The 26,886-nt window shown below is 29.0% G+C and carries 29 protein-coding genes; 15 read left to right on the forward strand and 14 right to left on the reverse strand.

Translation table 11 applies throughout. The features are described 5' to 3' along the window. The 6 genes from F7018_RS16100 to F7018_RS16125 all read left to right on the forward strand — a co-directional run. Positions 1 to 820 (forward strand): PorP/SprF family type IX secretion system membrane protein (locus F7018_RS16100; RefSeq protein ID WP_150901131.1); only part of this gene is annotated, 820 nt, incomplete at its 5' end. 66 nt (positions 821 to 886) lie between these two features. After that, entirely contained in the window at positions 887 to 1,774 is an 888-nt protein-coding gene (gene rluF / locus F7018_RS16105) for a 23S rRNA pseudouridine(2604) synthase RluF (protein WP_150901132.1), read from the forward strand. A 56-nt stretch (positions 1,775 to 1,830) separates the two neighbouring features. Beyond that, the gene (gene tgt / locus F7018_RS16110) at positions 1,831 to 2,961 is read left to right on the forward strand and encodes a tRNA guanosine(34) transglycosylase Tgt (protein WP_150901133.1); all 1,131 of its coding nucleotides are present in this window, start codon (positions 1,831 to 1,833) and stop codon (positions 2,959 to 2,961) included. Between the two features lie 15 nt (positions 2,962 to 2,976). Continuing rightward, positions 2,977 to 4,062, forward strand: coding sequence for an LptF/LptG family permease (locus tag F7018_RS16115; RefSeq protein WP_150901134.1), 1,086 nt, complete (start codon positions 2,977 to 2,979; stop codon positions 4,060 to 4,062). Then, positions 4,049 to 4,948 (forward strand): DMT family transporter, encoded by a 900-nt coding sequence (locus F7018_RS16120; RefSeq protein ID WP_150901135.1) that lies wholly within the window; start codon positions 4,049 to 4,051, stop codon positions 4,946 to 4,948. The genes F7018_RS16115 and F7018_RS16120 overlap by 14 nt, the downstream gene beginning before the upstream one ends. A 99-nt stretch (positions 4,949 to 5,047) precedes the next feature. Further along, on the forward strand, positions 5,048 to 6,001 hold the full coding sequence (locus F7018_RS16125; protein WP_150901136.1) for an acetyl-CoA carboxylase carboxyltransferase subunit alpha: 954 nt from the start codon (positions 5,048 to 5,050) through the stop codon (positions 5,999 to 6,001). Between the two features lie 130 nt (positions 6,002 to 6,131). Here F7018_RS16125 and F7018_RS16130 read toward each other — a convergent pair whose 3' ends face one another. Continuing rightward, positions 6,132 to 6,761 (reverse strand): 7-carboxy-7-deazaguanine synthase QueE, encoded by a 630-nt coding sequence (locus tag F7018_RS16130; protein WP_150901137.1) that lies wholly within the window; start codon positions 6,759 to 6,761, stop codon positions 6,132 to 6,134. Further along, complete coding sequence (locus tag F7018_RS16135) at positions 6,733 to 7,212, reverse strand: RidA family protein (RefSeq protein ID WP_150901138.1); 480 nt, start codon at positions 7,210 to 7,212, stop codon at positions 6,733 to 6,735. The genes F7018_RS16130 and F7018_RS16135 overlap by 29 nt, the downstream gene beginning before the upstream one ends. A gap of 116 nt (positions 7,213 to 7,328) precedes the next feature. Between F7018_RS16135 and F7018_RS16140 the strand changes: the two genes are divergently transcribed. The 3 genes from F7018_RS16140 to F7018_RS16150 are packed head-to-tail and all read left to right on the forward strand — an operon-like array spanning position 7,329 to position 9,872. Beyond that, the gene (locus F7018_RS16140; RefSeq protein WP_150901139.1) at positions 7,329 to 8,852 is read left to right on the forward strand and encodes a helicase HerA-like domain-containing protein; all 1,524 of its coding nucleotides are present in this window, start codon (positions 7,329 to 7,331) and stop codon (positions 8,850 to 8,852) included. A gap of 43 nt (positions 8,853 to 8,895) precedes the next feature. Continuing rightward, positions 8,896 to 9,456 carry a hypothetical protein gene (locus F7018_RS16145; RefSeq protein ID WP_150901140.1) on the forward strand — a complete coding sequence of 187 codons (561 nt, stop codon included), beginning with the start codon at positions 8,896 to 8,898 and terminating at the stop codon, positions 9,454 to 9,456. A 47-nt stretch (positions 9,457 to 9,503) separates the two neighbouring features. Next, entirely contained in the window at positions 9,504 to 9,872 is a 369-nt protein-coding gene (locus F7018_RS16150) for a cupin domain-containing protein (protein WP_150901141.1), read from the forward strand. Here the strand turns inward: F7018_RS16150 and F7018_RS16155 are convergent. From F7018_RS16155 to F7018_RS16180, 6 genes are all read right to left on the reverse strand, one after another. Then, a complete protein-coding gene (locus F7018_RS16155; RefSeq protein WP_175578761.1) occupies positions 9,869 to 10,510 on the reverse strand; it encodes a response regulator in 642 nt (213 codons plus the stop codon). The genes F7018_RS16150 and F7018_RS16155 overlap by 4 nt on opposite strands. A gap of 2 nt (positions 10,511 to 10,512) precedes the next feature. Further along, positions 10,513 to 11,103, reverse strand: coding sequence for a hypothetical protein (locus F7018_RS16160; RefSeq protein WP_150901142.1), 591 nt, complete (start codon positions 11,101 to 11,103; stop codon positions 10,513 to 10,515). Between the two features lie 61 nt (positions 11,104 to 11,164). Then, complete coding sequence (locus F7018_RS16165; RefSeq protein WP_150901143.1) at positions 11,165 to 12,850, reverse strand: tetratricopeptide repeat-containing sensor histidine kinase; 1,686 nt, start codon at positions 12,848 to 12,850, stop codon at positions 11,165 to 11,167. 1 nt (position 12,851) lies between these two features. Then, positions 12,852 to 13,313 carry a hypothetical protein gene (locus F7018_RS16170; RefSeq protein ID WP_150901144.1) on the reverse strand — a complete coding sequence of 154 codons (462 nt, stop codon included), beginning with the start codon at positions 13,311 to 13,313 and terminating at the stop codon, positions 12,852 to 12,854. 105 nt (positions 13,314 to 13,418) lie between these two features. Beyond that, entirely contained in the window at positions 13,419 to 14,105 is a 687-nt protein-coding gene (locus F7018_RS16175; protein WP_150901145.1) for a ZIP family metal transporter, read from the reverse strand. Further along, complete coding sequence (locus F7018_RS16180; RefSeq protein WP_150901146.1) at positions 14,102 to 14,827, reverse strand: class I SAM-dependent methyltransferase; 726 nt, start codon at positions 14,825 to 14,827, stop codon at positions 14,102 to 14,104. The genes F7018_RS16175 and F7018_RS16180 overlap by 4 nt, the downstream gene beginning before the upstream one ends. Positions 14,828 to 14,938: 111 nt before the next feature. Here F7018_RS16180 and F7018_RS16185 point away from each other — a divergent pair, with 111 nt between their 5' ends. Then, a complete protein-coding gene (locus tag F7018_RS16185) occupies positions 14,939 to 16,111 on the forward strand; it encodes a THUMP domain-containing class I SAM-dependent RNA methyltransferase (protein ID WP_150901147.1) in 1,173 nt (390 codons plus the stop codon). 40 nt (positions 16,112 to 16,151) lie between these two features. Here F7018_RS16185 and F7018_RS16190 read toward each other — a convergent pair whose 3' ends face one another. The 6 genes from F7018_RS16190 to F7018_RS16215 form a co-directional block, all read right to left on the reverse strand. Then, positions 16,152 to 16,766 (reverse strand): HAD family hydrolase, encoded by a 615-nt coding sequence (locus F7018_RS16190; RefSeq protein ID WP_175578762.1) that lies wholly within the window; start codon positions 16,764 to 16,766, stop codon positions 16,152 to 16,154. Positions 16,767 to 16,878: 112 nt separating this feature from the next. Further along, positions 16,879 to 17,652: a pentapeptide repeat-containing protein gene (locus F7018_RS16195; RefSeq protein WP_150901149.1), complete on the reverse strand. Its 774-nt coding sequence runs from the start codon at positions 17,650 to 17,652 to the stop codon at positions 16,879 to 16,881. A gap of 122 nt (positions 17,653 to 17,774) precedes the next feature. Next, positions 17,775 to 18,047 carry an HU family DNA-binding protein gene (locus tag F7018_RS16200; protein ID WP_150901150.1) on the reverse strand — a complete coding sequence of 91 codons (273 nt, stop codon included), beginning with the start codon at positions 18,045 to 18,047 and terminating at the stop codon, positions 17,775 to 17,777. A gap of 186 nt (positions 18,048 to 18,233) precedes the next feature. Further along, complete coding sequence (gene fmt / locus F7018_RS16205) at positions 18,234 to 19,178, reverse strand: methionyl-tRNA formyltransferase (RefSeq protein WP_175578763.1); 945 nt, start codon at positions 19,176 to 19,178, stop codon at positions 18,234 to 18,236. A 1-nt stretch (position 19,179) separates the two neighbouring features. After that, positions 19,180 to 21,066: a RecQ family ATP-dependent DNA helicase gene (locus F7018_RS16210; RefSeq protein WP_150901151.1), complete on the reverse strand. Its 1,887-nt coding sequence runs from the start codon at positions 21,064 to 21,066 to the stop codon at positions 19,180 to 19,182. Beyond that, on the reverse strand, positions 21,059 to 21,601 hold the full coding sequence (locus F7018_RS16215) for an AAA family ATPase (protein ID WP_150901152.1): 543 nt from the start codon (positions 21,599 to 21,601) through the stop codon (positions 21,059 to 21,061). Before F7018_RS16215 ends, F7018_RS16210 begins: the two co-directional genes overlap by 8 nt. A gap of 108 nt (positions 21,602 to 21,709) precedes the next feature. Between F7018_RS16215 and F7018_RS16220 the strand changes: the two genes are divergently transcribed. The 5 genes from F7018_RS16220 (at position 21,710) to F7018_RS16240 (ending at position 26,863) form a co-directional block, all read left to right on the forward strand. Continuing rightward, positions 21,710 to 21,991: a DUF493 family protein gene (locus F7018_RS16220; RefSeq protein WP_150901153.1), complete on the forward strand. Its 282-nt coding sequence runs from the start codon at positions 21,710 to 21,712 to the stop codon at positions 21,989 to 21,991. A gap of 1 nt (position 21,992) precedes the next feature. Continuing rightward, positions 21,993 to 23,600 carry a peptidylprolyl isomerase gene (locus F7018_RS16225; RefSeq protein ID WP_150901154.1) on the forward strand — a complete coding sequence of 536 codons (1,608 nt, stop codon included), beginning with the start codon at positions 21,993 to 21,995 and terminating at the stop codon, positions 23,598 to 23,600. A gap of 3 nt (positions 23,601 to 23,603) precedes the next feature. Next, positions 23,604 to 24,461 (forward strand): peptidylprolyl isomerase, encoded by an 858-nt coding sequence (locus F7018_RS16230; RefSeq protein ID WP_150901155.1) that lies wholly within the window; start codon positions 23,604 to 23,606, stop codon positions 24,459 to 24,461. After that, on the forward strand, positions 24,424 to 25,806 hold the full coding sequence (locus F7018_RS16235) for a peptidylprolyl isomerase (protein ID WP_246175228.1): 1,383 nt from the start codon (positions 24,424 to 24,426) through the stop codon (positions 25,804 to 25,806). Before F7018_RS16230 ends, F7018_RS16235 begins: the two co-directional genes overlap by 38 nt. Before the next feature lie 103 nt (positions 25,807 to 25,909). Beyond that, positions 25,910 to 26,863 carry an AAA family ATPase gene (locus tag F7018_RS16240; protein ID WP_150901156.1) on the forward strand — a complete coding sequence of 318 codons (954 nt, stop codon included), beginning with the start codon at positions 25,910 to 25,912 and terminating at the stop codon, positions 26,861 to 26,863. Positions 26,864 to 26,886 lie beyond the last annotated feature (23 nt).

Raw genomic sequence — 26,886 nt, forward strand, 5'->3', positions numbered from 1 at the left:
GGGTATTGGTGCGGGGTTGCAGGTGAGATTGAATGGAGTTAGTCAATGGATTGGTGTAAAAGGAGCACCTGATACGCAGTCTATAACCGTTGAGGCAAGATTAGCAGATAGATTTGGTGGAGGTTTAACCATTTTTAATGATAAAAATGGTTTTACAACACAACAAGGAGCTAAATTATCTTTTGCAAGTCACTTAACGTTAAGTAATTTCCATGATAGTTTTTTATCATTTGCATTGAGTTATAATTTTGTTCAGTTTGGTATTGATACATCTCAAAATAATACGAATCAAACATTACCCAATAGATCAATAACGAATTCAAACTTTGATGTAGGTTTATTATATCGTTACGAACGTTTCAGTATTAGTGCTAATATTAATAATTTATTAGATAAAAAAATAGATAACTTTACATTAGACGAGCCTAAAACTTTAAGACGATATACAATCTATTCATCTTTTGTAATGGCTAGAATTAGTAATCGATTTGAATTAGAACCATCAGTTCTTGTAGAATATTATGAAGCAGATAAAAGATCTAGAACAGATTTAAATGTTAAGGCAAGAAAAGGAATTAGAGATGGATATGTTTGGGCAGGTCTAAGTTATACTTTTTTAAACGATCAATTCTTTCAACCAAATGCTATAGCGCCTTTATTTGGTCTTAAAAAGAACAACTTATATATGTCATATGGATTTAGTATAAACGTTAATAAAACACAAGATTTTAACTATGGTACGCATATGATAACATTAGGTTTTGATTACGACAGAAGGCCAAGTTTGGCAAGATGTACTCAAAAAATGATTATATTTTAAAGAAATCTAATAATATAATAGAAATCCTCAAGCTAAAACTTGAGGATTTTCTTTTTCTTTGCATTAATGGAAAATAGGAATCAAAATTCAATAAATCTCAATAAATTCATAAGTAGTACAGGTATTTGTTCTCGTAGAGATGCAGAAAAATTTATTGTGGCTGGTAGAGTAACCATAAATAAAGAGGTAGCTCAATTAGGTAATAGAGTATTTGAAGGGGATGAAGTTAGAGTAGATGGACGATTACTACAAGCAAAACCAAAAACGCTGTATATAGCCTTAAATAAGCCTGTAGGGATAGTTTGTACTACCGATAGTAAAGAGAAAAAAAATATTGTAAAGTTTGTAGGACATCCAGAAAGATTATTTCCAATAGGACGTTTAGATAAACCATCGCAAGGATTAATCTTTTTAACAAACGATGGAGATATTGTAAATAAAATATTACGAGCGGGAAACAATCACGAAAAAGAATATATTGTTTCAGTAAATAAAAAAATAACTGACAATTTTATAACAAAAATGAGTAATGGAATTCCAATTTTAGGAACCGTAACTCAAAAATGTAAAGTAAAAAAGTTAGGCGATTTTACTTTTCAAATTATTTTAACACAAGGATTGAATAGACAAATACGTCGAATGTGTGAATATTTAGATTATGAAGTAACTAAATTGAAAAGAGAACGTATTATGAATGTTTCCTTAGGAAATTTGAAAGTAGGAGATTGGAGAGAATTGACATCAGAAGAGATGAAAGAAATCAATAAAATGATTGCAACTTCATCTAAAACAGAAGAAGCTTCTATAGATGTTGAAAAAAAGAAGCCAAAACAACCTAAGAAAAAGGAAGAAGTAAAAGTGACAAACTTCAATAAAAAAAGTGCTACATTTAGAAAAAAATCATCTACATCAAGAAGAAATTCAAAACAATCAAATAGAAGAAAGAGAAGGTAAAAACTTTATAATTCTTTTAATTTTTCAATTATTAAATAAGCGTATCTTTGCCACTTATGCAATTTGATTTAAAAACAAAAGATCCAAAGAGTAAAGCCCGCGCAGGTGTTATTACAACAGATCACGGAACAATAGAAACTCCTATATTCATGCCAGTAGGTACGGTAGGAACAGTAAAAGGAGTTCATCAATCAGAATTAAAAAATGAAATTAACCCTGATATTATTTTAGGGAATACATATCACTTATACTTACGCCCTAAATTAGAAACACTTGAAGCCGCAGGAGGTTTGCATAAGTTTATGAATTGGGATCGTAATATTCTAACTGATAGTGGAGGATATCAAGTATATTCACTTTCTGGAAGAAGAAAAATTAATGAAGAAGGGGTTAAGTTTAAAAGCCATATTGATGGTTCAATGCACTTTTTTACTCCAGAAAATGTAATGGAAACCCAACGTACCATTGGAGCTGATATTATTATGGCTTTTGATGAGTGTACACCTTATCCATGTGATTATAACTATGCAAAACGTTCAATGCATATGACACATAGATGGTTAAAGCGTTGTGTAAATCATTTAGAGAAATTACCTTATAAGTATGGTTATGAACAAACACTTTTTCCAATTGTTCAAGGAAGTACTTATAAAGATTTAAGAAAACAATCTGCAGAATTTATTGCTTCTGTAGAAGCAGATGGAAATGCAATTGGAGGGCTTTCTGTAGGAGAACCAGCAGAAGAACTATATGCAATGACAGAGATTGTAACAGAAATTTTACCGGAAGATAAACCACGCTACTTAATGGGGGTTGGAACTCCAATTAATATTTTAGAAAATATTGCTTTAGGAGTAGATATGTTCGATTGTGTAATGCCAACTCGTAATGCACGTAACGGTATGTTATTTACGGCTCATGGAACCATAAACATAAAGAATAAGAAGTGGGAACAAGATTTTTCTCCTATTGATGAAATGGGGATTACCTACGTAGATACAATGTATTCAAAAGCTTATTTACGTCACTTATTTGCAGCAAAAGAGATGTTAGGAAAACAAATAGCCTCTATTCATAATTTAGGATTCTATTTATGGTTAACTAGAGAAGCTAGAAAGCATATTTTAGCTGGAGATTTTGCAGAGTGGAAAGATAAAATGGTAAAACAAATGGATAAGCGTTTATAAAACTAGATAAGGCTTTTGAAAAAACTTGATTGGTACATATTAAAACGATATTTAGTAACTTTTCTTTTTACGTTACTGATATTGATTCCTATTGCAGTAGCTATAGATATTGCTGAGAAAATTGATAAGTTTTTGCAACATGAAAATTTAACCTTTTTTCAAGTTGTTGATGATTATTATATAAACTTTATTATTTATTATGCCAATACATTTATGCCTTTGGCATTATTTATAGCAGTAATTTTATTTACTTCAAGGTTAGCTAATAATACAGAAATTGTAGCTATTAATGGAGCGCAGATATCATTTACACGATTTTTATATCCATATTTTATAGGAGCCACTATTGTGTGTATTGTAGCATTATTAATGAATCACTTTTTCGTACCTTCAAGTAGTAAAACAAGAAAAGCGTTTGAAAAAGAGTATTTAAAGAAAAAGAGATATACAGACACTACTGTTCGAGAGTTTAGTTTACAATTGAACGATAGTACTTATATTTTTGCTCAAAGTTTCGATTTAAAAAGAAATTCAGGCTATTATTTTTCTACAGAAATTTATGATGGAATTCAGTTAAAAGAAAAGCTAACAGCTGAGAATATTAATTGGGTAGAGAAGGATAGCGTATTTAAGCTGTATAGGTGGAAAAGAAGGAAGATCTATAAAGACAGAGACAGTATATTTTCAGGAAATAGTTTAGATACAGCGTTTGCTTTTACTCCAAAAGATTTTAATTATAAAAATGTAATGGCTCAAGAAATGGCTTCACCAGAGCTTATAAAATTTATAGAAATTTCTAAGAAAAGAGGGATTAAAAATTTAAATGCTTATTTGGTTGAATTATATAAACGTACTAGTTTACCAATAGCAAGTTATATTTTATCTTTAATAGCAGTAGCTTTAGCTCATAAAAAGAGAAGAGGAGGTATTGGGTTAAATTTAGCATTAGGTATATCAATAATGTTTGCATATGTATTTTTCTTAAAAGTAGCAGAGGTTTTAGGAGCAGTTGCAGGAGCTAATGCCTTATTAAATGTATGGATACCTAATATCGTTTTTGGCTTATATGCTATTTATTTATACTTAAATGCAAGGAAATAAACTAAAAAACTATCTTCATTTACATTTTATCGTTTTTATATGGGGATTTACGGCAATTTTAGGAGCTTTAATATCAATTGATGCAGTTCCATTAGTTTGGTATAGAATGTTATTAGCTGTGGGCTTTATAGCTGTTTATTTTTTGATACGAAAAATATCATTTAAAGTAGATAAAAAAGCGTTACTAAAATTTGCAATTTCAGGTATTATTATTGCAGTACACTGGATAACTTTTTTTAAAGCAATAAAAGTATCTAATGTTTCAGTAGCATTGGTAACTATGAGTACGGGAGCTTTTTTCGCTTCGTTGATTGAACCATTCTTTTTCAAAAGAAAAATAAAGTCAATTGAAATTTTACTAGGATTATTAGTAATCGTAGGATTATACATTATTTTCAATTTTGAAAGTCAATATACATTAGGAATAATATATGCGTTGATTTCTGCTTTTTTATCAGCCTTGTTTGCTGTTTTAAATGGCTTGTTTATAAAGAAATACAATGCAAATGTTATATCCTTTTATCAGTTGTTATTTGGAGTTTTAGGAGTAACATTATATTTATTGGTAACAGAAAAGTTTTCGATGGAGTTTTTTACTTTATCTACAAACGATTGGTTGTATTTAATGATTTTAAGTAGTATTTGTACTGCATATGCATTTATAGCTTCTGTACAAGTAATGAAATATTTAACGCCGTATACAGTAATGCTAACTATTAATTTAGAACCAATTTATGCAATTGTATTAGCGTTAATTGTTTTTGGAGAAAAAGAACAAATGAATACAGAGTTTTATTACGGGGCATTTATTGTATTATTAGTAGTATTACTCAATGGTATTCTTAAGAATTCAGCTTCAATAAAAAAGAAAATTAGAAAAAAATAGAACTTTAAAAAAAGTACCAAGGTAAACTGTACATTTTTTTAGTATGTTTGCCTTTACAAACGACTAACTATAAAAATAGAAAATCAAACTATATACACAATGGAATATTTAGATTTTGAAATGCCAATAAAAGAACTAGAGGATCAATTGGCAAAATGTTTTGATATAGGAAAAGAAAGCGACGTAGATGTAACAGAAACTTGCAAGAAGATTGAGCAAAAATTAGAAAAGGCAAGAAAAGATATATATAAAAACTTAACTCCATGGCAACGTGTACAATTATCACGTCACCCAAACAGACCTTATACATTAGATTATATTAAGGCTATTTGTGGAGATTCTTTCATGGAATTACACGGAGATCGTAGCGTAAAAGATGATAAGGCTATGATTGGTGGTTTAGGAAAAATAGGCGATCAATCGTTTATGTTTATAGGTCAGCAAAAAGGATATAATACTAAAACACGTCAATATCGTAATTTTGGTATGGCAAATCCAGAAGGATACCGTAAAGCTTTACGTTTAATGCGTATGGCAGAAAAATTTGGTATTCCTGTAGTTACCTTATTAGATACACCAGGAGCTTATCCGGGATTAGAAGCTGAGGAACGTGGACAAGGGGAAGCTATTGCTCGTAATATTTTAGAAATGACTCGTTTAAAAACTCCTATTATTACTATAGTTATTGGTGAAGGAGCTTCTGGAGGAGCATTAGGAATTGGAGTAGGAGATAAAGTATACATGATGGAAAATACATGGTATACGGTGATTTCACCAGAATCATGTTCATCTATTTTATGGCGTAGCTGGGAGTATAAAGAGCAAGCAGCTGAAGCTTTAAAATTAACAGGGGAAGATATGAAGAAGTTAAAGTTAATTGACGGAATCATTGAAGAACCAATTGGAGGAGCTCATACAGATAGAGAAGGAGCTTTTAAAGCAGTACAAGAGCAAATTTTAAAAGCTTTTGCTGAGTTAAAAGATTTAAATGATGTAGATTTAGTAGCTCAACGTATGGACAAATACGCAAATATGGGAGTTTATAAAGAATAGAACTTCTATAAAATATAGAATTAAGAACTCGCTTCAATACTATTGTAGCGAGTTTTTAATTTTTTAATCAATTAGATCCTTTATAAAATCTTATGATAATAAAAAAGCAACCAATTTGGTTGCTTTTTTATTAAGGTATATTTAAATATTTATGAGTTTGTAAAGAAACGCGCCACTTAGGGTTATTCATTACATAATCTACTATAAGAGGTGTCATCTTTTCTTTTTTACTCCATTCAGGTTGTAAAAAAAGTTGACATTTCTTACCTACTTTTTCAGCTTGTTCTTCAGCAAATTTAAAATCACTTTTATTATGAATAATCATTTTTAATTCATCCGCTTCTTTATAACATCTCTTTGTAGGTAGCTTTGTTTTTTTAGGAGATAAGCAAAACCAATCCCATTGCCCAGAAAAATCATAAGCTCCGGAAGTTTCGATATGAGTTTTCATTCCTTTATCCTGAAGTTCTTTAGTAATATAATCTAAATTCCACATTAAAGGCTCTCCACCTGTAATAACAACAGTTTTGGCATATTTTTTAGCATTCTCTACAATAATGTCAGTTTTTGTTGGAGGATGAAGTTTAGCATTCCAACTTTCTTTAACATCACACCAATGACAACCAACATCACAACCACCAATTCTAATAAAATAAGCAGCAGTTCCTGTATGAGAACCTTCTCCTTGTATTGTATAAAACTCTTCCATTAAAGGAAGCATTTCACCTTTGTCAATTAACTCTTGCGTCTTTAAATCCATCTACTTTTACAGCTATTACGTCAATTTCAATCTTTGCACCTACTAATAAATCGGCTGCAAAGGTAGTTCTTGCAGGCTTATTTTTAGGAAAATATTTACGAAAAATTGCATTAAAGTCGTTAAAATCATTAATATCTGCTAAAATTACAGTGCATTTTACTACATGTTCAAGGTCGGAACCATGAAGTTCCAATACACTTTTAATATTTTCTAAGGTTTGAATCGTTTGTCCAGTGATACCACCTTCAGCCAATTTATTAGATTCAGGATTAATACCAACTTGTCCTGCTAAATATAAAGTATTACCAGCTTGAACAGCATCAGAGAATGGAGCGTTTTTCTTACGTTCTAATTTCGATTTATAAAAGACTAAATCAGTTTTTTTTTCAGAATTATTACAAGAAATAAATAATGAAAATAGTATACAAGAAATAAAATAATAAGACTTCATAATTAATTGTTTAACCAGTGTTTATGGTAAAGTTAACAAAATACTTAACAAATAAGAGTTAACGAGTTTTTGAAATGCTAATTTTAATAGTATTTTTATCGAAATTTTACAGAATAATGGGCAATAAAGAAACTTTTTTTGATTACATAAACGAAGGTTATAAATGTAAAGGCGACTTTATTACATTAGGAGCTGGTATGCTGGGAGAAGAAACAGTAACCAATGCTTTGGTTAATATTCCTTTAAAAACTTTAAACCGTCACGGATTAATTGCAGGAGCAACAGGTACTGGTAAGACTAAAACTTTACAAGTACTGGCAGAAAACATGTCGGAAAAAGGTATTCCAGTTTTATTAATGGATGTTAAAGGTGATTTAAGTGGATTAGCACAACCTAGCCCAGGACATGTAAAAATAGATGAGCGTCACGAAAAAATTGGTGTTCCTTTTAATGCAACTAAATTTCCAATAGAAATTTTATCAATTTCAGAGCAAGAAGGAGTACGTTTAAGAGCAACAGTTTCTGAATTTGGTCCAGTTTTATTATCTAGAATATTAGATTTAACAGAGACACAATCAGGTATTGTAGCAATTATTTTTAAGTATTGTGACGATAACAAATTACCTTTATTAGATTTAAAAGACTTTAAAAAAATACTTCAATTCATAACTAATGAAGGGAAGAAGGAAATTCAAGAAGAATATGGACGAATTTCTACGGCTAGTACTGGTGCTATTTTAAGAAAAATAGTAGAGATTGAACAGCAAGGAGGAAACCTTTTCTTTGGAGAGAAGTCTTTTGATATTGACGATTTAACTAGAATTGATGAAAATGGCAGAGGAGTAATTTCTGTTTTACGATTAACAGATATTCAAGACAGACCTAAGTTGTTTTCAACATTTATGTTACAGTTACTAGCTGAAGTATATGAAACATTTCCAGAACAAGGTGATAGCGGTAGACCAGAATTAGTAATTTTTATAGATGAAGCACATTTGGTGTTTGATGAGGCATCGAAAGCATTATTAAGCCAAATAGAAAGTATCGTTAAATTAATTAGATCGAAAGGGGTAGGATTATATTTCGTTACTCAAAACCCTAAAGATGTCCCAGAAGATGTTTTGGCACAGTTGGGAATGAAAGTACAACATGCTTTAAGAGCTTTTACTGCTAAAGATAGAAAAGCGATTAAATTAGCGGCAGAAAACTATCCAGATTCAGAATATTACGACACCAAAGAAGTATTAACTCAATTAGGAATTGGTGAGGCTTTAGTTTCTGTATTAAATGAAAAAGGAATACCAACTCCTTTAGCAAGAACAATGTTACGCGCACCTATGAGTAGAATGGATGTACTTACGGAGAAAGAAATTAAACAAGTTATAGATAACTCTAAATTAGTTCCAAAGTACAATGAGACACTTGATAGAGAAAGTGCTTATGAAATGTTAAATGAGAAGATTGAAGAGATAAATAAGGAGAAAACTGAGGAAGCTAGAAGAAAAGAAGAGGAAAAAACAAGAAGTAGATCCAGATCAACTGGAGCTAGAAGTACGAGACAAAACCCAATAGTAAAAGTATTAACCAGTGCTACGTTTATAAGAAGCGTATTTGGGATCCTAAAAAAAGTATTGAAGTAGAAAACAAATCATAAAATTAGACGTTTTAATAAAAAAGAAACAAATGAAGAACCAAATTAAACCACTTATTATCGCTTTAATGTCAGTGCTATTTATTCAATGCGGAAATAGTAAATATGATATTTCAAAAGGTAAAGTAGGTAAGTTAACAACTAAAACTACAATGCAGGAAGTTGAGAAAATTTTTGAAAATGATTCTGTAGTAAAAGTATTGAGTGAAGGAGCAAAGGGAAATAATATGTTTAATGAAGATGATAAGTATATGATTTATGAAAAAGGTGGGAAACATTTATTAACTATAATTCCTCAAGAACAATTAGATTCAACTTCAACAATAAAAAGTATTGAGTTTTTTGATAGTAGATTTAAAACAAAATCAGGTTTAAATATTAGTTCAACTTTTCAAGAAATAAATGCTAATAATACTGTGAATAAGGTAGAATCATCCTTTTCTTCAGCAACGTTGTTTATAGACGATTTAAACGCGACAATCGCTATAGATAAAGAAGATTTAGGTTTAAAAGAATTTAGTACACAAAGAGTAACAAAAGAACAAATACCAGATTTAGCAAAAATAAAATCATTTACAATTTGGTTTAATTAAAAAACAGAAATCGGAACAATTAGTTTCGATTTTTTTATTTTTATAAAATGAATAAAAAATACACGATTCAAAAAAGTCCATTTGTAGTACCAACAACAGATGGTAAATTGATAGAAGAACATTTCGGTAACGCTTCTAATCAAAATTCAAAAGTAAGCATAGCACATATGATTGCGCCTCCTGGATGGAGTGAGCCTTTTCAAACACCAGAATTTGAAGAGTATACATATGTAATAAAAGGAAAGAAACAATTTAATATAGATGGAGACATTATTGTGTTAAGCGAAGGAGAGTCTATAAAAATAGAAAAAAACGTTCGTATTCAATATTCTAATCCTTTTGAAGAAGCATGTGAATATTTGGCTGTATGTTTACCAGCATTTTCTATTGATTTAGTAAATAGAGAAACTGATTAAAACTGATATTTTTTATCTATAGCATATTTTACTAATTCATTACCGCCTTTTAAATTAAGTTTACGGATCATATTTTTTCTATGGGTATCAACAGTAGTTTTAGCTATAAATAATGCTTCAGCGATCTCCTTAGAGGTATTTCCATTGGCGATTAGTTGTAATATTTCCTTTTCTCTATTTGATAAAACAATTTTTTCAGATTTACCTATGGTAACATTCTCATTTATGTAGTCGTTCATAAAATTGAAAGCTACATTAGGATCGAAAAAAGTTTCACCGTTAGCTACAGTAACAATAGCTTTAGAAAGCATTTTAATTCCAGAATTTTTAAGTAAATATCCAGAAGCGCCTGAATCTAACATTTGTTTGATAGCTTCTGGTTGATCAAACATAGTTAAAGCCAATACTTTGATATGAGGAAACTGTTTTTTTATACGTTTGGTTGCTTCTATACCATCCATTCTAGGCATACGAATATCTGTAATAACAAGCTTGGGTTGTTTTAAGCTAACTAGTTTCACAAGGTCCTCACCGTTATTTACTGTGCCAATAATGTTTATATCATCATCGTATTCAAAAAAAGACTTTACACCATCAATCAGCATTTGATGGTCTTCTGCCATAGCTATAGTAATCATATTTATTGGGTAGTATTTTGTTTCTTCTTTTTAAAATGAGCTAATCGTTGTTTTAATCTTAAGATTCCTTCTATTTTTTGTGCTATTTCTTCAATTGTATTTTGTGTTTCATCAATGATTTCATCCAACTCTTTATCAACTTGTATTTTATGTTCATTTAGCTCTGTATGAACTCCTTTTAATTTGGCTTCTGCAATACGCAAACGTTGTTTAATGTTTTTTGATCTATTGATCTTTTTAGGAGAAACAATTCCAAAAGCATATAAGAAGTAAAAAAGAATAGCAATAAAAAAACAACTTGCAATTATCAACATCGCTAAAACAGCAATAGCAATATCGCTGGTTCCTTTATCGAATTCTTCTCCTGCATCATTGAAATAAGCTTCTTTGCAATGATTTTCACCATCAATAGGGTAAAAGGTGAAATTTATAATGTTCCTTAGAATTTTCCATTTTAAAGGAACTTTATCAGGAAGGTAATATCGTTCAGTATAATATCCTACTCTGGAGGAAATTGTATTATCTGGATTGCCGCCGGTAAGTACGTTACCAAGTTGGTCAATGGATATTAAAAAGTTAACAAAAAAGTTCATTTTAGTAAGTTTGGTGTTTACCAAAGATACTAAACTAATATCTTGTTTATTATACTTATAATTAGGTATTTATTATAGGGATATCTATAATTATAGAAGTTCCTTTATTTATGGTTGAATCAATTTCAAAAGTACCTTTTAAGTGTTTTATTCTGGTTTGAATAGAGTTGAGGCCCATTCCATTTTTAAGTTCGATAGTACTCATATTAAAACCTTGACCATTGTCTTCAATAATAATATTTAGATTACTATCAAATTGAGAAATATTAATAGTAGCATGAGTGGCATTGGCATGTTTAATAATATTGGTGGTGAGTTCTTGTACTATTCTAAAAACAACTATTTCTAAACTATTTTCCATAGGCTTATCCAAACCAAAATCTAATACTTCAATAGTTATTTTATTAGCATCAGATATTTTTTCAGCCATCATTTTTACTGCAACTAGTAAACCTTTGTTAGCAATAACTCCAGCATTTTTAGCATGAGCAATATTTCGAACTTTTAAGTAAGTTTCATCTATTAGTTTTTCGGTTTTTGCATAAAGTTCATCTTGGTTGAAATGTTCTTTTTCTCTATTTAATTTTAAATTTTCAAAGTGTAATTTCAAAGTAGCTAATACACTACCAATATTGTCATGAAGATCTTCTGCAATACGAACACGTTCTTTTTCTTGTCCATCTATCATAGCATTGATAGTATTAATTTCTTGCTCCTTTAATAAAGTAAGATTTTTCTGTTTTTCGAGCTCTTTTTGTTGCTCAGCTAACAAACGCTTTTTTTTGGAATTTTTAAGGTTGAGGTATGTAATGATACCACCAAACAGAACAAAAATGGCTCCTATTAAAAGAATTAGTTTGTCTTGTTTTCTTTTTGCTTTTAACTCAATGTTTTCTTTTTCTTTTTCAGCGGTTTTATATTTTTTATCTAAATCTGATATAGCTATGTTTTGTTGAGTGTTATTCAAACTATCTCTATATGAGTTATATATGGCATAGTTTTTATAAGCGTTTTCAAAATTATTTATTTCTTTATAACAGTTTGCTAATTTTCCAAATAGAATTTTCTTATATTCTAATTTATAATTCTTTGGCTCAATTTTCTCAGCTTTTTTTAGTTGATGTATGGCCTTGTTATAAAGTTTTTTTTGTTGAAGAAAATTAGCATAATTAATGTAGGTAGAGAATAATTGATCTTTATCTTCTTTAGAATATAAATTCAATGTTTTATCAAAAAATATTTGAGCTGAATCGGGGAATTTTTTAGAATATAAAAGAGCTAGATTAGCATAAGTATTAGCTTTAGTCTTCTTATTAATGGTTAATCTTAGAACTTTTTTATAATATGAAGAAGATTTTTGAACACTATCTGAGTTAAAATAGTATTGAGCATATCTAAAAAAGGAAGTTAATATTGCTTGAGAGTCTTTTATTTTTAAAGCATAGTTGTAATAAGAATCTAGGTAAGGTTTTGAATCTACTTGTAAATTATTTTGAGAATTGGTTAAACTAAATAACTGGATATTACATTTAGCTACATCATCATATAGCTTTAATTCTTGATAAATTTTTTTTGACTTTAAATAGAACTTATAAGCTTCATAATTTTTATTAATTTTATAAGAATATTGAGCTTTTTCAAAATAATAATTAGCAGAATCTAAATACTTGTTTTGTGAATAAGAAAAACCACAAATCATTAAAAAAATGATTTGTAGTCTTGATTTTTTTATACTTATACTTAACATTTTAAGGTCCTTCAATAATTATTCCACCTTCTTTTTGGGCTGGAGCAGGTGGTGAAAAGAACATACTTTTCCATCTACTTTTCCATTTTGTTGAAAATCTATTATCATTATAAATATTAATTGTTATTTTTTCTAAATCTGATGGTAGTCTGACGTTGTCTAAAGCTGGTAATTCACTTTCCTTAAATATAATATCTAGAATCATGTTTTTTCCAGCATTTCGAGCTGTATGTGGTGTTCTGTCGGATATCATAATCCAAACTTCCTTATTGATTGAAAATATCTGATAAACTTTAAAATTTGGGTTAGGGATACAGGCCCTAATAATAAAAACCCGTTCATTATTAACTTTTTGAAAATAACTTTGTTTTACTGCTGGTTCTGCTAATTGTAATTCAAATTTATTAGTATAGAAATCTTTTTCATCTTGATTTATAAATGGTCGGCATTTAAATTTTTTCATGATAAATTTTTATTTGGTTAATACTTTTCCAAATTTCAATAAAAAGCAATAGATATAGGTACCTACAATTAGGTATTTTAAACTTTCTAAATATAGGTAAAACTATTATAAAGTAAAAACAGTCAGTAAGATACCCAACAAAATAGCAGTAAACTTTTGAAAGTTGAATTTGTGATTTTCTGAACTTTCAAATAAAATAATAGTAGAAATATGAAGAAAAATACCAATAGTTACGGCAATAATTTCAGCGTGATATTTATGTAAAAAAGTAACCTTTTCTGAAACATACATTCCTAAAGGACTCATTAAAGCGAAAAAAACTAAAAACAACGCTACCGTTTTTTTATCATATTTGGCCTTAATTAAAAAAGTAGTAAGTACAATAGCAATAGGGATTTTATGTATGAAAATAGCCCATAAAAGATTGTGTTGGTGATCACCATGATCATGAATAGGTAAACCTTCCGTAAAAGCATGAATACTTAAACTAACAAAAAGTAACCAAGGAAATTGGTTTTTCTCAGAGTGAATATGTACATGTCCATGTTCTGCTCCTTTTGAAAAAGATTCTAAAATAGACTGTATAAGAATTCCCAGAATTATAAGAATACCAATTTTTTTTGAATCCGAAGTTTCTATATACACTTCTGGTATCAAATGAAGTATGGTAACTGATAATAGGTAAGCACCACTAAAGGCTAGTAGTAAACGAACAAATTTTGTGTTTGGCTTTAAATACAATACAATTAAAGCTCCTATTAATACAGATATTATAAGAATCAAAGAACTCATTCAGCAACTAAAATTAATCTATCAGAAGTGGTAGGATTAAACTTATTTAAACTATAATCACCAAATACATGTTTTATTTTCAACCCAGCTTTTTCAAAATATGATTGCATTTTGTCTAAAGTTAAAAATTTTACCTGTTCAGTATAAGAATGCTGTTTATCATTGTCAGAAAAAGAAATATGTTTTAATATAAAACCATCTTTAATTTCCTTTTTTATATTGAATTCAATACCATCTATAGTTTTAGTTTCTTCTTTAACTAAAGAACTTTTTACTTTCTGAACATTTAAAAAGTCAAGAACTAGTACACCCTTTTCTTTTAAACCATTTTTTAAACTTTTTAAAATAGTGATGTCCTCGTTATCGTCATCAAAATAACCAAAGCTTGTAAATAGGTTAAAAACAGCATCGTACTTGTTTTCTAAAGGAGTACGCATATCCCAAACCTCAAAATGAAGAGTGTCGTTTTCAAATTGTTTGGCGTGTTTTATACTATTGCTACTTAAATCACCACCAGTAACTTTATATCCTAAAGAATTTAAATAAACCGAATGACGTCCTTTTCCACAAGGTAAATCAGCTATATGGCTTGATTTAGGCAAGTTTAAAAAAGAGGTAATATTTCGCATAAAGAATTGAGCATCGGCATCATTTCTATGCTTGTATAATATATGGTAGTATGGTGTATCGAACCAAGAAGTAAACCAGTCTGTTGTATTCATAACTATAAGGTCTGCAAAAATACATAAATCTTACGTTTTTTATCATGAAAAAAAAAAGATTCTCGCTAAGAGAAAATTAACTGTATTTTTGCATTGAAATTTTACATTTAGATGGAGAACGATTTTAAAATGACAGCCATAACAATGGCTGGTTTAGAAGGAGTATTAGCAGATGAGTTAAGGCAACTTGGAGCTCAAGATGTTAAAGAAGGAATACGTAGTGTTTCCTTTAGAGGAGATAAAGGATTTATGTACAAAGCAAATATTGCTTTACGTACTGCAATTCGTATTTTAAAACCAATAAAGAGAAGTAAAATTTTTGATGAAGAAGATTTATATGAAGCAATTCAACGTGTAAAGTGGGAACGTTTTTTAGATGTAGAAGGAACTTTCGCTATTGGAGCTGTTGTAAATTCTAGAAACTTCACAACAAATTCACACTATATCAGTTTAAAATCTAAAGATGCCATTGCAGATTATTTTATGCATAAGTATAATAAACGTCCGAATGTAGATTTAAAATATCCTGATGTTAAGGTTCATATTCACATTCACAAGGAATGGTTGACTATTTCTTTAGATTCTTCGGGAGATTCTTTACATAAAAGAGGATATAGAAGCGCTACGAATATTGCGCCAATTAACGAGGTTTTAGCTGCAGGTTTGGTATTATTATCAGGATACAAAGGAGAAGAAAACTTTATAGATCCTATGTGTGGTTCAGGAACTATATTGATTGAAGCGGCTATGATTGCTAATAGGATTCCAGCTAATATAAACCGTAAACATTTCGGTTTTGAAAACTGGAGAGATTATGATGAAGATTTATATTTTGTAATTCAAGATTCCTTATTAAAAAAGATAACAAGCTCTCATTTTAAAATAATGGGATTTGATAAGGCTCCTTCGGCGGTAAATAAAGCAAAACAAAATATTGTTAACGCCAATTTAGAAGAATTCATAGGAGTTCACCATGTGAATTTCTTTAACTCTAAAAAAGAAGTATTTGGAAAAACAACAATTTTGTTTAATCCACCTTATGGAGAGCGTTTAAATATTAATGTAGAAGAGTTTTATAGAAAAATAGGGGATACTCTAAAGCATAGTTATTCTAATTCTACAGCGTGGTTAATTACTTCAGATATTCAAGCATTAAAGCATGTTGGACTTCGTACATCTAAAAGAATTCCTATTAAAAATGCCGATTTAGATTGTCGTTTTGTAAAATACGAGTTGTATGAAGGAAGTAAAAAAATGAAAAAACAATTTCAAATTGAAGAATAAAAAAAAGCCGTTGAACATATCAACGGCTTTTTTGTATGTTTTATATTTTTATGTGTTGTTCTATTTCTTTCAAATTAGTTATTTCATAATCCTTTAAACTAGAGCTATGACGATTAACCTTTAAATAATTCCAATTCATTTTTTTTGCACCGAGAATATCTGATTTAAAAGAATCTCCAATCATTAATATTTCATTAGGAGTATTATTTGTTAATTTTTCTATTTCATTAAAAATAAAACGATCAGGCTTTAAATAACCTATATCACAAGAAAAAAGCATTTCTTCAAAATAAGAGTCTAAATTATATTCGTAAAAAGGATGTTTGTATGGTGAAGCCAAGTTTGAAATTAAGAAAATTCGAAAATTTTGTTTTAAACTTTCAAGCACATCAAAAACTTCTTCATATACAATAACAGAATTTAATTCCTCTTCTAAACTAGCTATGTTTTTATTATATAATTGATTGAATTCTATTGGTAAGACACTTTTTAATTGATTAATATCCTTAGTCATTACAAGTTTAAGATATGATGAAAAATCTATATCAAAACCATTTTTAGAAATTTTAAATAATTTCAAAAAGAAATGATTCGGTTTCTTGATTTCAATTAATGTATTATATAAATCGAAAACCATTGTTTTTATAGTATTCATTTTTAATTTAAGATAAAGAATTAGTGAGCAAGTTAAAGGAATTAATAACGACGAATATATCATAAAAAAACTCGCAATAATTATTGCGAGTTTTTAATTTATGTTTTCTTAATTAATTTTTACTTTTTAACAGATGCTTACTAAAGCTTCTTCCATTTATTTTAGTGTATTTAGAGTCAATTTCATAGGCAACTTCCATATTGGTTATATCAAATTGACCATGAACTTTGGTGTATTTAATATTTAAATCTTCTTGAAACTTTACATTTCTAAAAGAAACCCCATCATTAAATTCAGAGTACTTAAAAGTAGCACTTTCATTAAAAGTAGAGTTAGCAAAGCTCACAAATTGCTTAAATTCTGCATATTTGAAAGTAGCTGGTTCGTCAAAAAAAGTGTTTTCAAAAGTTATGTCTCTATCAAATTTCGCATATTTAAAAGTAGAGTCGTTATTGAATTTTGTATTGGAAAAATCAGTATTACTTTCAAAGTCAGAGTATTTAAACATTGCTTTTTGTTCAAAAATACAATCTCTAAAAGTTACAACATCTTCAAAGTTTGCAATAAAAGTATATCCGCTTTTTTCGTGAGGAATATATGCCAATACATCATCAGTAAAAGTACAGTTAACAAAAGAAACCTTATTAGTAATTTGTTTTTCAATGGTGTTAGAACCACCGTTATTCCACCAACGTTTTCTTTTAGGTAATTTAGGTAACGCTTCATTCATAAAAGTAAAGTCTAAAACACCTGTAATAGTTGCGTTTGAAATATTAACTGCTTTACCATTTTTTACATCTCTAATAATATCTGAAGCATTTACTTTTGTTTGAGCAAAACTTGTTAAGCAAAATAGAAAAGCGGCTAACGTTATTATATTTTTCATTTTAAGAGTTTTTTATGTTTATACCTAATAGACTAGAGACAAAACTATTTTGTGACACTTTTATATAGAAAAACAGCATTTAGTTACCTAAATGCTGTTTTTAATATGTTTAGAAATAAGTCTTAGTTTACAGAGTCAGCTAAACCAGCTCCAGCTTTAAACTTAACTACATTTTTAGCAGCGATTTGAATTTCTTTTCCAGTTTGAGGGTTTCTACCAGTTCTAGCAGCTCTCTCAGAAACAGACCAAGTTCCCCATCCTACTAAAGCAACTTTGTTTCCTTCCTTTAAAGACTTAGTTACGTTAGAAGTTAAAGAATCTAATGCAGCTTTAGCAGCAGCTTTTGAAATTCCTGCGTCAGCAGCCATAGCATCGATTAAATCTGATTTGTTCATAATTTTAATAAGTTTTAAAAAATTAATTAATGTTTTATTGCTTAATAGCTCAACAAATATAGACGGAATGCGGGATTGTGCAAGAAATCATACCGAAAAAACAAAGTTTTGTTAATAAATAGAGGGTAATTGTTAATAACCCCAGTTGTTTTTTACCGAAAAAGCTAAAAGCCTATAAATAAAGGGCTACAGCGCTTTTGAATTTTCTTCAAACTGAAAACCGTTTAATAAACTCTTAGAATCCATTAATTTTTTACCTGAAATTTTTATTTGATCTATAATAAGGTAACCACCTTTCGTTGCTACTTTTAGCTCTTTTTTTGAAGTAACAATTGTACCATATCCTAATTCATGAGCAACAACTTCTTTAGAAACACCATATATTTTAGCCGAAATTTCATTTTCTCCATTTAATATAGTTGTCCAAGCAGCAGGATACGGATTTAATCCACGTATATGATTGTATATTTCATCTAAAGATTTAGACCAATCAATTTTACAATTATGAGGATAAAGTTTTGGTGCTGATTTTTCTTCCAATTCTGGTTGTTTTGTAGTGTTTACATCACCTTTAGCAATTAAATCAACAGTTTCTGCTACCAAACCTGCTCCTAAGTGCATTAGTTTATCGTGTAATTGACCTAAAATTTCATCACTTTCAATTGAAACTTCTTTTTGTAATATGATTTCTCCAGTATCTATTTTATCATCTATAAAGAAAGTTGTAACCCCTGTTTTAGTTTCTCCATTCATAATAGCCCAGTTAATCGGTGCTGCACCTCGATATTCAGGAAGTAATGAAGCGTGTAAATTAAACGTACCATAAGTTGGCATAGCCCATACAGCTTTAGGAAGCATTCTAAAGGCTACTACAACTTGTAAATTAGCATTCCATTTTTTTAAATCTTCTTGGAATTCTTCACTTTTCAAGTTTTTAGGTTGAAGAATAGGTAGGTTTTGTGAAAGAGCATACTTTTTTACTGCCGATTGATTTAGTTTACGACCTCTACCAGCTGGTTTATCAACCGCAGTAATTACTCCAACTACATTATAATCATTTTCAACTAAGTGCTTTAATATGGTAACAGCAAACTCTGGCGTACCCATAAAAACGATGCGTAAATCTTTCATTTTATATTAAAAAGTATTTATTGTTTGAACTACTAATTTTTTCTTCCGATAACAACTCGCGCAAAAGTATTAAAATGTTTGCTTCTTTTTGATTTAACAATACACTCATTTCTTCAACTGTAGCTTCTTTTCTTTCCTTTAATAAAGAAATAATTTCATTTGTTGTGATAGAAATTTTATTGTTTTTGTTTAAACAAACATCACAAATACCACACTCTGTGCTAAAGTCTTCATCAAAATAAGAGAGTAATTGTTGACTTCTACAAATAATATTGTTTTTTATAAAGAAAATTAAGTCTTTAATTTTTTGTTCTTTCTGAGCTAAATAAACCTTAATGCTTTTTGATACATTATTAATTGTTCTGTCATCTTCTCTAGGATGGAGAAAAAATAATTCGGAATCGTTGGTAGCTTTATTGTATTCAATAAAACCATTCTCAGCCATACGTTCTAATTCTTGAATAACAAACCAAGAAGTAACGCCTGTTTTTTTTGCAATATAAAACTCATCAATTTTTATTTGAGTTTCAAAAATACCACCATACAATCTCAATAAACTCTGTATAAAATTTTTGGAAGTAGAATTTTGTTTATAATGCAATAATACTTGATTACTCGAAACAATAAATTGAACAGTAGATTTTTGATTAAAATTATTGTTTAATTCAATAATCCCATTACTATTTAGGATTTGTAATGCATTGTATGTTTTGTTAGGAGCTAATTTATATTTATTAGAAAACTCTAAAAGATTAAAGTTGAAACTAGTTTCTATAAGTTCTCCTTTAGCTATTTGAAAGTGTTGATATAGTTTTTGATGAACGATTTTAATATCATCAATAGTTGGTAAAGATTTTTTTAATAACTCTTTACTAAGTTTTATATCACTTTCATTAGTTAATACTACAGAAAAAGCTTTGTTTCCGTTTCTTCCACCACGTCCAGCTTCCTGAATATAATTTTCTATAGAAGAAGGTAAATTCAAATGTATAACTACGCGTACATTTGGTTTGTCTATTCCCATTCCAAAGGCATTTGTAGCTACAATAATTGGAGTTTTTTCACTCATCCAATTATCAAAAGCTATCTTTTTCTCTAGAGCTGTTAAACCTCCATGATAAAAAGAGCTTTTAAAGTTATTTGCATTTAAATAAGCACTAATTTCTTTAGTTTTTGCTCTTGAATTTACATAAACAATAGCTGGTGCTTTTGTTTTAGTGAAAATTTTACGAAGCTTTCCAAGCTTATCGTCAGTTTTAAAAATTTGATATGCTAAATTTTCTCGATAAAAAGATTTTTTAAAAACTTGAGAAGATTCTATTGCTAGAGAAGCTATAATATCGTTAATAACCTTATTGGTAGCAGTAGCTGTTAAGGCTATGATATTAGTTTCAGGCTGTAGTTCTTTTAGTATTTTAATGTTTTGATATGAAGGCCGAAAATCATGTCCCCATTCAGAAATACAATGCGCTTCATCTATTGCAATTAAGTTAACATGAAGTTGCTTAATTTTTTCTTGGATAAAACGGGATTGAAGTCTTTCAGGTGATAGGTATAAAAACTTGGTTCTTCCAAATTTAATATTATCAAACAAAGTAATAATATCATCTTGTGAACTTCCAGAAGGAATTATAGTAGCCTTTATACCTTTATCATTTAAATTGCTTACTTGGTCTTGCATTAAAGCAACCAATGGAGAAATAACTATACAAACACCTTCTTTTAATAAAGCAGGTACTTGAAAACAAATAGATTTACCACCACCAGTAGGTAATAAAGCAATAGTATCTTTGCCTTCTAAAACAGAAGAAATTATTTCTTGTTGGGGAGTTCTAAAAGAAGAATATCCCCAATAATGTTTTAATATTTTTAAAGCTTCATCATACATCGTTTTTTAACGAGTGTAAAATAAAATCGCATCGCTCATTTACAGTTCCAAAAGGAACATTGATAATTTCGTAACCTATTTCTTCGTAAGCTTCCTTTAAAAAGGTATCAATTTTTACAGATTGCTCGTAGGTTTCGTAGCGTTCATTGTCGGATTTGTATATAGCTTCCCAAGGAGCACACATATATACTTTATTATATAAGTATTTATTACTTTTTTCTTTATAAACAGGAGGGTAGTCGTTACCTAAATAATTCATATACGCATGAACATCAGGAATACCTCTATCAAAAAAGATAATTGAACTATCACTTTTTTGAGCGTCTAAATATTGTTGTTCTCTTCCTTCTAATAATAGTTGACTAAATAATAAAGGTTGTTCTAAGAATAATTGATCTATACCTTCTTTTTGAGCTTTTAGGGTTACTTCTCTTGATATTTCTGGCATACATTCGTAACCACGTTTTATAAGCTCTCTTAAAATTGAAGACTTTCCAGTACCTGGACCTCCTATAATTACTATTTTTTGTTGCATTTTGCAAAAATAAAAGTTTCAATTTATAAATGTAATAAATAGTGTAATTTTGTTCTCCATCATTTTTTAGGACAATTTATGATGGAAAATTTTTAAAAGAATAAAAATATGTCAGATAGAGAAGCGTTTTATATTAAGTTAAAAGCACAATTAGAGGATACTACTAAGTTTCCAGCCAAATATTTATATAAATTTATAGTGCCAACAGATGGCAACCAAGTTGAGGAGGTAAAAGAGTTATTTAATGCAGGAGGAGCTGTTATTGATACCAAAAAATCAAGAACAGGAAAGTATGTTAGTGTTTCTATACATATTAAAGTAAAAGGAGCTGATGAAGTAATATCGTACTATAAAAAAGCCGAAGCTATTAAAGGAATAATATCGTTATAAGATGAGAAAACAGTTTTTATATTTTTTTGTATGTTTTGTAAGTTCAATGTCTTTTGCTCAAAAAGATAAAGAGCTATTTAGAATAAATAATGAACCAGTTATGGTATCGGAATTTAAACAAGTATATGAGAAAAATTTAGCTGTTTTAGAAGATGAAGCATCTAAAGATATTGATAACTATCTTGAACTGTACATAAACTATAAATTAAAAGTAAAAGAAGCCTATAAATTAAAATTAGATACTTTAAAGACTTATAAAAGAGAGTTAGAAGGTTACAAAAACCAGTTAATAGCTCCTTATTTACAGGATAATGATTATTTAAAAAAATTAATAAAAGAAGCTTACGATAGAACTAAGAATGAAGTAAGAGCTAGTCATATCTTAATCAAGTATCCTAAGAAGATGGAAGAAAAGGATTCACTGGTTCTTTACAAGAAGATATCAGATATAAGAAATAGAATTTTGTCTGGTGAATCTTTTGAAAAAGTAGCTAAGGAAGTATCTGAAGATCCTTCTGCTCAAATTAATGGTGGAGACTTGGGATATTTTAAAGCTTTTACTATGGTATATCCTTTTGAAGAGGCCGCATACAAAACAAAAGTAGGAGAAGTTTCTAAACCGTTTAAAACAAGGTTTGGATATCATATTTTAAAAACTACAGGAAAGAGAGAATCCAAAGGAGAGTTTGAAGTTGCTCATATTTTGATAAAAGCTTCTAAAGGAGATAAGGAGAAAATTAACTCAATTTATAAAAAGTTAAAATCAGGAGCGTCTTTTGAGAAGTTGGCTCAAGAATATTCAGAAGATAAAGGAACAGCAACTTTGGGAGGAAAATTACCAAAATTCGGTACAGGAAAGATGGTAGAAAGTTTTGAGGAAGCGGTTAGAAAATTAAAAGAAGAAGGAAGTTATAGTAAACCATTCAAAACTAGGTATGGATGGCATATTGTAAAATTGTTGAAAAAATATCCAGTTGGTTCATTTGAAGAAATTAAAAGTGAATTAACTAGAAAAATGAAAAAATCTAATAGAGCAGGTTTATCAAAACAAGCCGTATTAAATAAACTTAAAAGAGAGTATAAAATAAAAGAGAATAAAAATGCTTTAAAAGTTTTTTTTAATACTAATACACATGTCTTAGAAACTCAAGATTTAAAAGAGGTTTTATTTACAATAAATAAGAATAAAAAGATTTTACAAAAAGATTTTATGAACTTTATTGGACATAGACACAGTCATGATGTAAATGATTTGTATGAAAAATTTAAAGACATTGAAATTATAACCTACTTTAAAGATGATTTAGTTCATAAAGAACCAGCATACAGAAATGTACTGTTAGAGTATAAAGAAGGGTTGTTGTTGTTTGATTTAATGCAAAAAAAGATTTGGAATAGAGCATCAAAAGATACTTTAGAGTTGAAAAAGATGTATGAATTGAATAAAGAAAAATATAAAAACAAAAAATTTGAAGAAGTAAGAGGTCATATTATGAATGACTATCAAAAAAAGCTAGAAAAAGAATGGGTTGAAAATTTAAGAGAAAATAATAAAATTATAGTAAAAGAAAGGGAGTTAAAGAAGTTTAAAAAAATATTTAATCAATAAAAAATGAAGAGGGGATTCTTTTTTATAGTATTACTACTTATAGTTTCTTGTGATTTAATTAGTTTAAAAACTGAAAAGTTTAGAGAAGACAAACCTATTGCAACCGTTTATAATAAAAATTTATACAAAAAAGATATAGAAGGTTTATTACCTAAGGGGATAACTGCAAAAGATAGTTTGGTAATTGTAAAAGGTCTAATAAATTCATGGGCAAAGCAGCAATTGTTATTAGCTAAAGCGGAAGAAAATATATCTGAAGTTAATAGTGAAAAAATAGAAAGCTTAGTAAATGATTACAAAAAAAGTCTATATATCAATGGTTATAAAGAACGTTTGATAAAACAACAATTAGATACCATTGTAACAGAAGAAGAAATAGATTTATACTATCAGAAAAATAAAGAGAATTTCAAATTGAATGAAGAATTATTGCAATTTGAGTATGTTCATTTTGGTAAAGATTTCTTAGATAAGGATGAGGCTATAAAAAAATTTAAATCATCTAAAGAAGAAGATAAAGAAGACTTGGAAAGTTATTTATTGAACTTTAAATCCTATAGATTGCAAGACTCAACTTGGGTTACAATTGATTATCTAAAGAAAAGTATTGCTCCTTTCCAGAGAGAAACTAAGGAAAATTTGTTAAAAATATCCAAATTCATACAAAAAGAAGATAGTTTAGGAGTATATTTGGTCGCTGTAAAAAATGTGTTACCAAGAAATGCTACGGCCCCTTTAACGTTTGTTAGTTCAAGGATTAAGCAAATTATTTTACACAAAAGAAAATTAGAATTAATAAGAGAGATAGAAAAAACGCTGATAAATGATGCAATTCAAAACAAAAACTTTAAAGAATACTAGTATTTTATTCACCTTTTTTTTAGCTAGTTTAGGAGTTGTAAATGCTCAACAAGCTAAAAAAATTGATGGAGTAGCTGTAGTAATAGGTAAAAATATTGTTTTAGATTCTGATATAGATAAATTCAAACAAGAGGTTGAAGCAAGAAGTGAAGGAAAAGTAAAAATTTCTGATTGCGAAATGTTAGAGGAGTTAATGCAGCAAAAATTATTAGCACATCATGCTGTAATAGATAGTGTTGTAGTTTCGCAGGCTGATATTGATTCTAGAGTTAAAAGGAGTGTGGCTTTTTTTATCAATCAGTATGGAAGTGAAGAAAAGGCATATAAAGCTTATGGTTTTAATGATTTAGAAGATTTTAAAAAAGAATTAACTAGAGTCCAAAAAGAAAATGCATTAATTGAAAAAGAACAGAAAAAGATAACAGAAAAAGTAGATGTAACTCCAGAAGAAGTTCGTGTTTATTTTAAAGGATTAAAAGATAAAAACGAGTTACCAGAAATACCAGCAGAAGTAGAAATAGCTCAGTTAGTACTAAAAGCTGAGCCTACCAAAGAGGAAAACGAACGTATAGTAAAGAAGCTTAATGAAATTAAAAAGCAGGTAGAAGGAGGGGCAAGCTTTAAGTTAAAAGCTATCATAAACTCTGACGATCCCACAGCTGCTCAAAATGGAGGTAATATGGGAGTTATTACTAAAGAGACTGGATTTGTAAAAGAATTCAAAGAGGTTGCGTTTTCTTTAGAAGAAGGAGAGATTTCAGAACCTTTTAAATCGCCATTTGGATATCATATAGTTTTACTTAATAAAATAAAAGGAGAAGGAAGAGATGTATCCCACATATTGTTGCAACCTGAAATAGCTGATGAAAAACTAAATGAAACGAAGAAGGAAATAGAAAAAATTAAAGCAGATTTAAAGGAAGGAAAAATAACTTTTGAAGAAGCTGTGAAAAAATATTCTGAGGATGAGGACACAAAGAGTAATGGTGGTTTAATAATTAACCCTTATACTAATGAAAGCACATTTGAACTAGCAAGAATGGCACCGGATTTATTTGGAAGAATTAGTGAGCTTAAAAAAGGAGAATTTTCAGATATATTTTATGATGAAACACGTGAAGGTGAAAAGATGTACAAATTAATCTTTTTGAAGGATAAAACTGAAACTCATAAAGCTGATTTGGTAAAAGATTATGTAAGAATGCAACAGTTTGCTTTAGCAAAAAAGAAAGAAGAAGAGATTGTTAAATGGTCTAAGGATAAAATTCAAGAAACCTATATAAAGTTAGGAAACGATTATAAATCTTGTACTTTTAAAAAAGATTGGAAAAAAGGAAATAAATAAAAATAATAATTTTATTATACTTATATTGTCATTCCCGCGAAAGCGGGAATCTCATTTTATAAAAGTTTGTAAAAAATATTGTATTAAAAATAAAAGATAATTTATGTCTGATGTAACTGCGGTAAACAATTTGGTTCAAAAATATTCTCAATTGCAACAAGAAATAGGAAAAGTTATAATAGGACAACAAGAAGCCGTTGATTATACTTTATTGTCTATTTTATGTGGAGGACATTCTCTTTTAGTTGGTGTTCCAGGTTTAGCAAAAACATTATTAGTAAATACAATTTCTAATGTTTTAGGCTTACAATTTAATCGTATACAGTTTACTCCAGATTTAATGCCTTCTGATATTTTGGGAAGTGAAATATTAGATGAAAATCGAAATTTTAAGTTCATTAAAGGACCAATATTTTCTAACATAATTTTGGCCGATGAGATTAACCGTACACCTCCTAAAACACAAGCTGCTTTATTAGAAGCAATGCAAGAGAAATCTGTAACAGTAGCAGGACATCAATATAAATTAGATTTACCTTTTTTTGTATTAGCAACTCAAAACCCAATTGAGCAAGAAGGAACATATCCTTTGCCAGAAGCACAGTTAGATAGATTTATGTTTTCTATTAATTTGGAGTATCCTTCATTTGAGGAAGAAGTTCAAGTTGTAAAAAACACTACTTCAATAATTAATCAGAATGTACAATCAATTTTTTCAGCTCAAGAAATTATAGAGGTACAAAAATTAATAAGAAAAATTCCAGTAGCAGATAATGTGATAGAATATGCAGTAGGTTTAGTAGGTAAAACAAGACCTAAGTCTGATAGAGCTACTAGTTTTGTAAAAAAATACATTGACTGGGGAGCTGGACCAAGAGCTTCGCAAAACTTAATATTAGCAGCTAAAGCGCATGCAGCTGTTAAAGGAAAATATTCGCCAGATATTGAAGATGTTCAAGCTGTAGCTATCCCTATTTTATCGCATAGGGTTGTTAAAAATTATAAAGCGGAAGCAGAAGGAATTACTATAAAAGAAATTATAGGTTCGTTATTTTAAAATAAAAAAGGAAGTTTCAAATC

Source organism: Tenacibaculum aiptasiae (genome assembly GCF_008806755.1).
Taxonomy (GTDB): Bacteria; Bacteroidota; Bacteroidia; order Flavobacteriales; family Flavobacteriaceae; genus Polaribacter; species Polaribacter aiptasiae.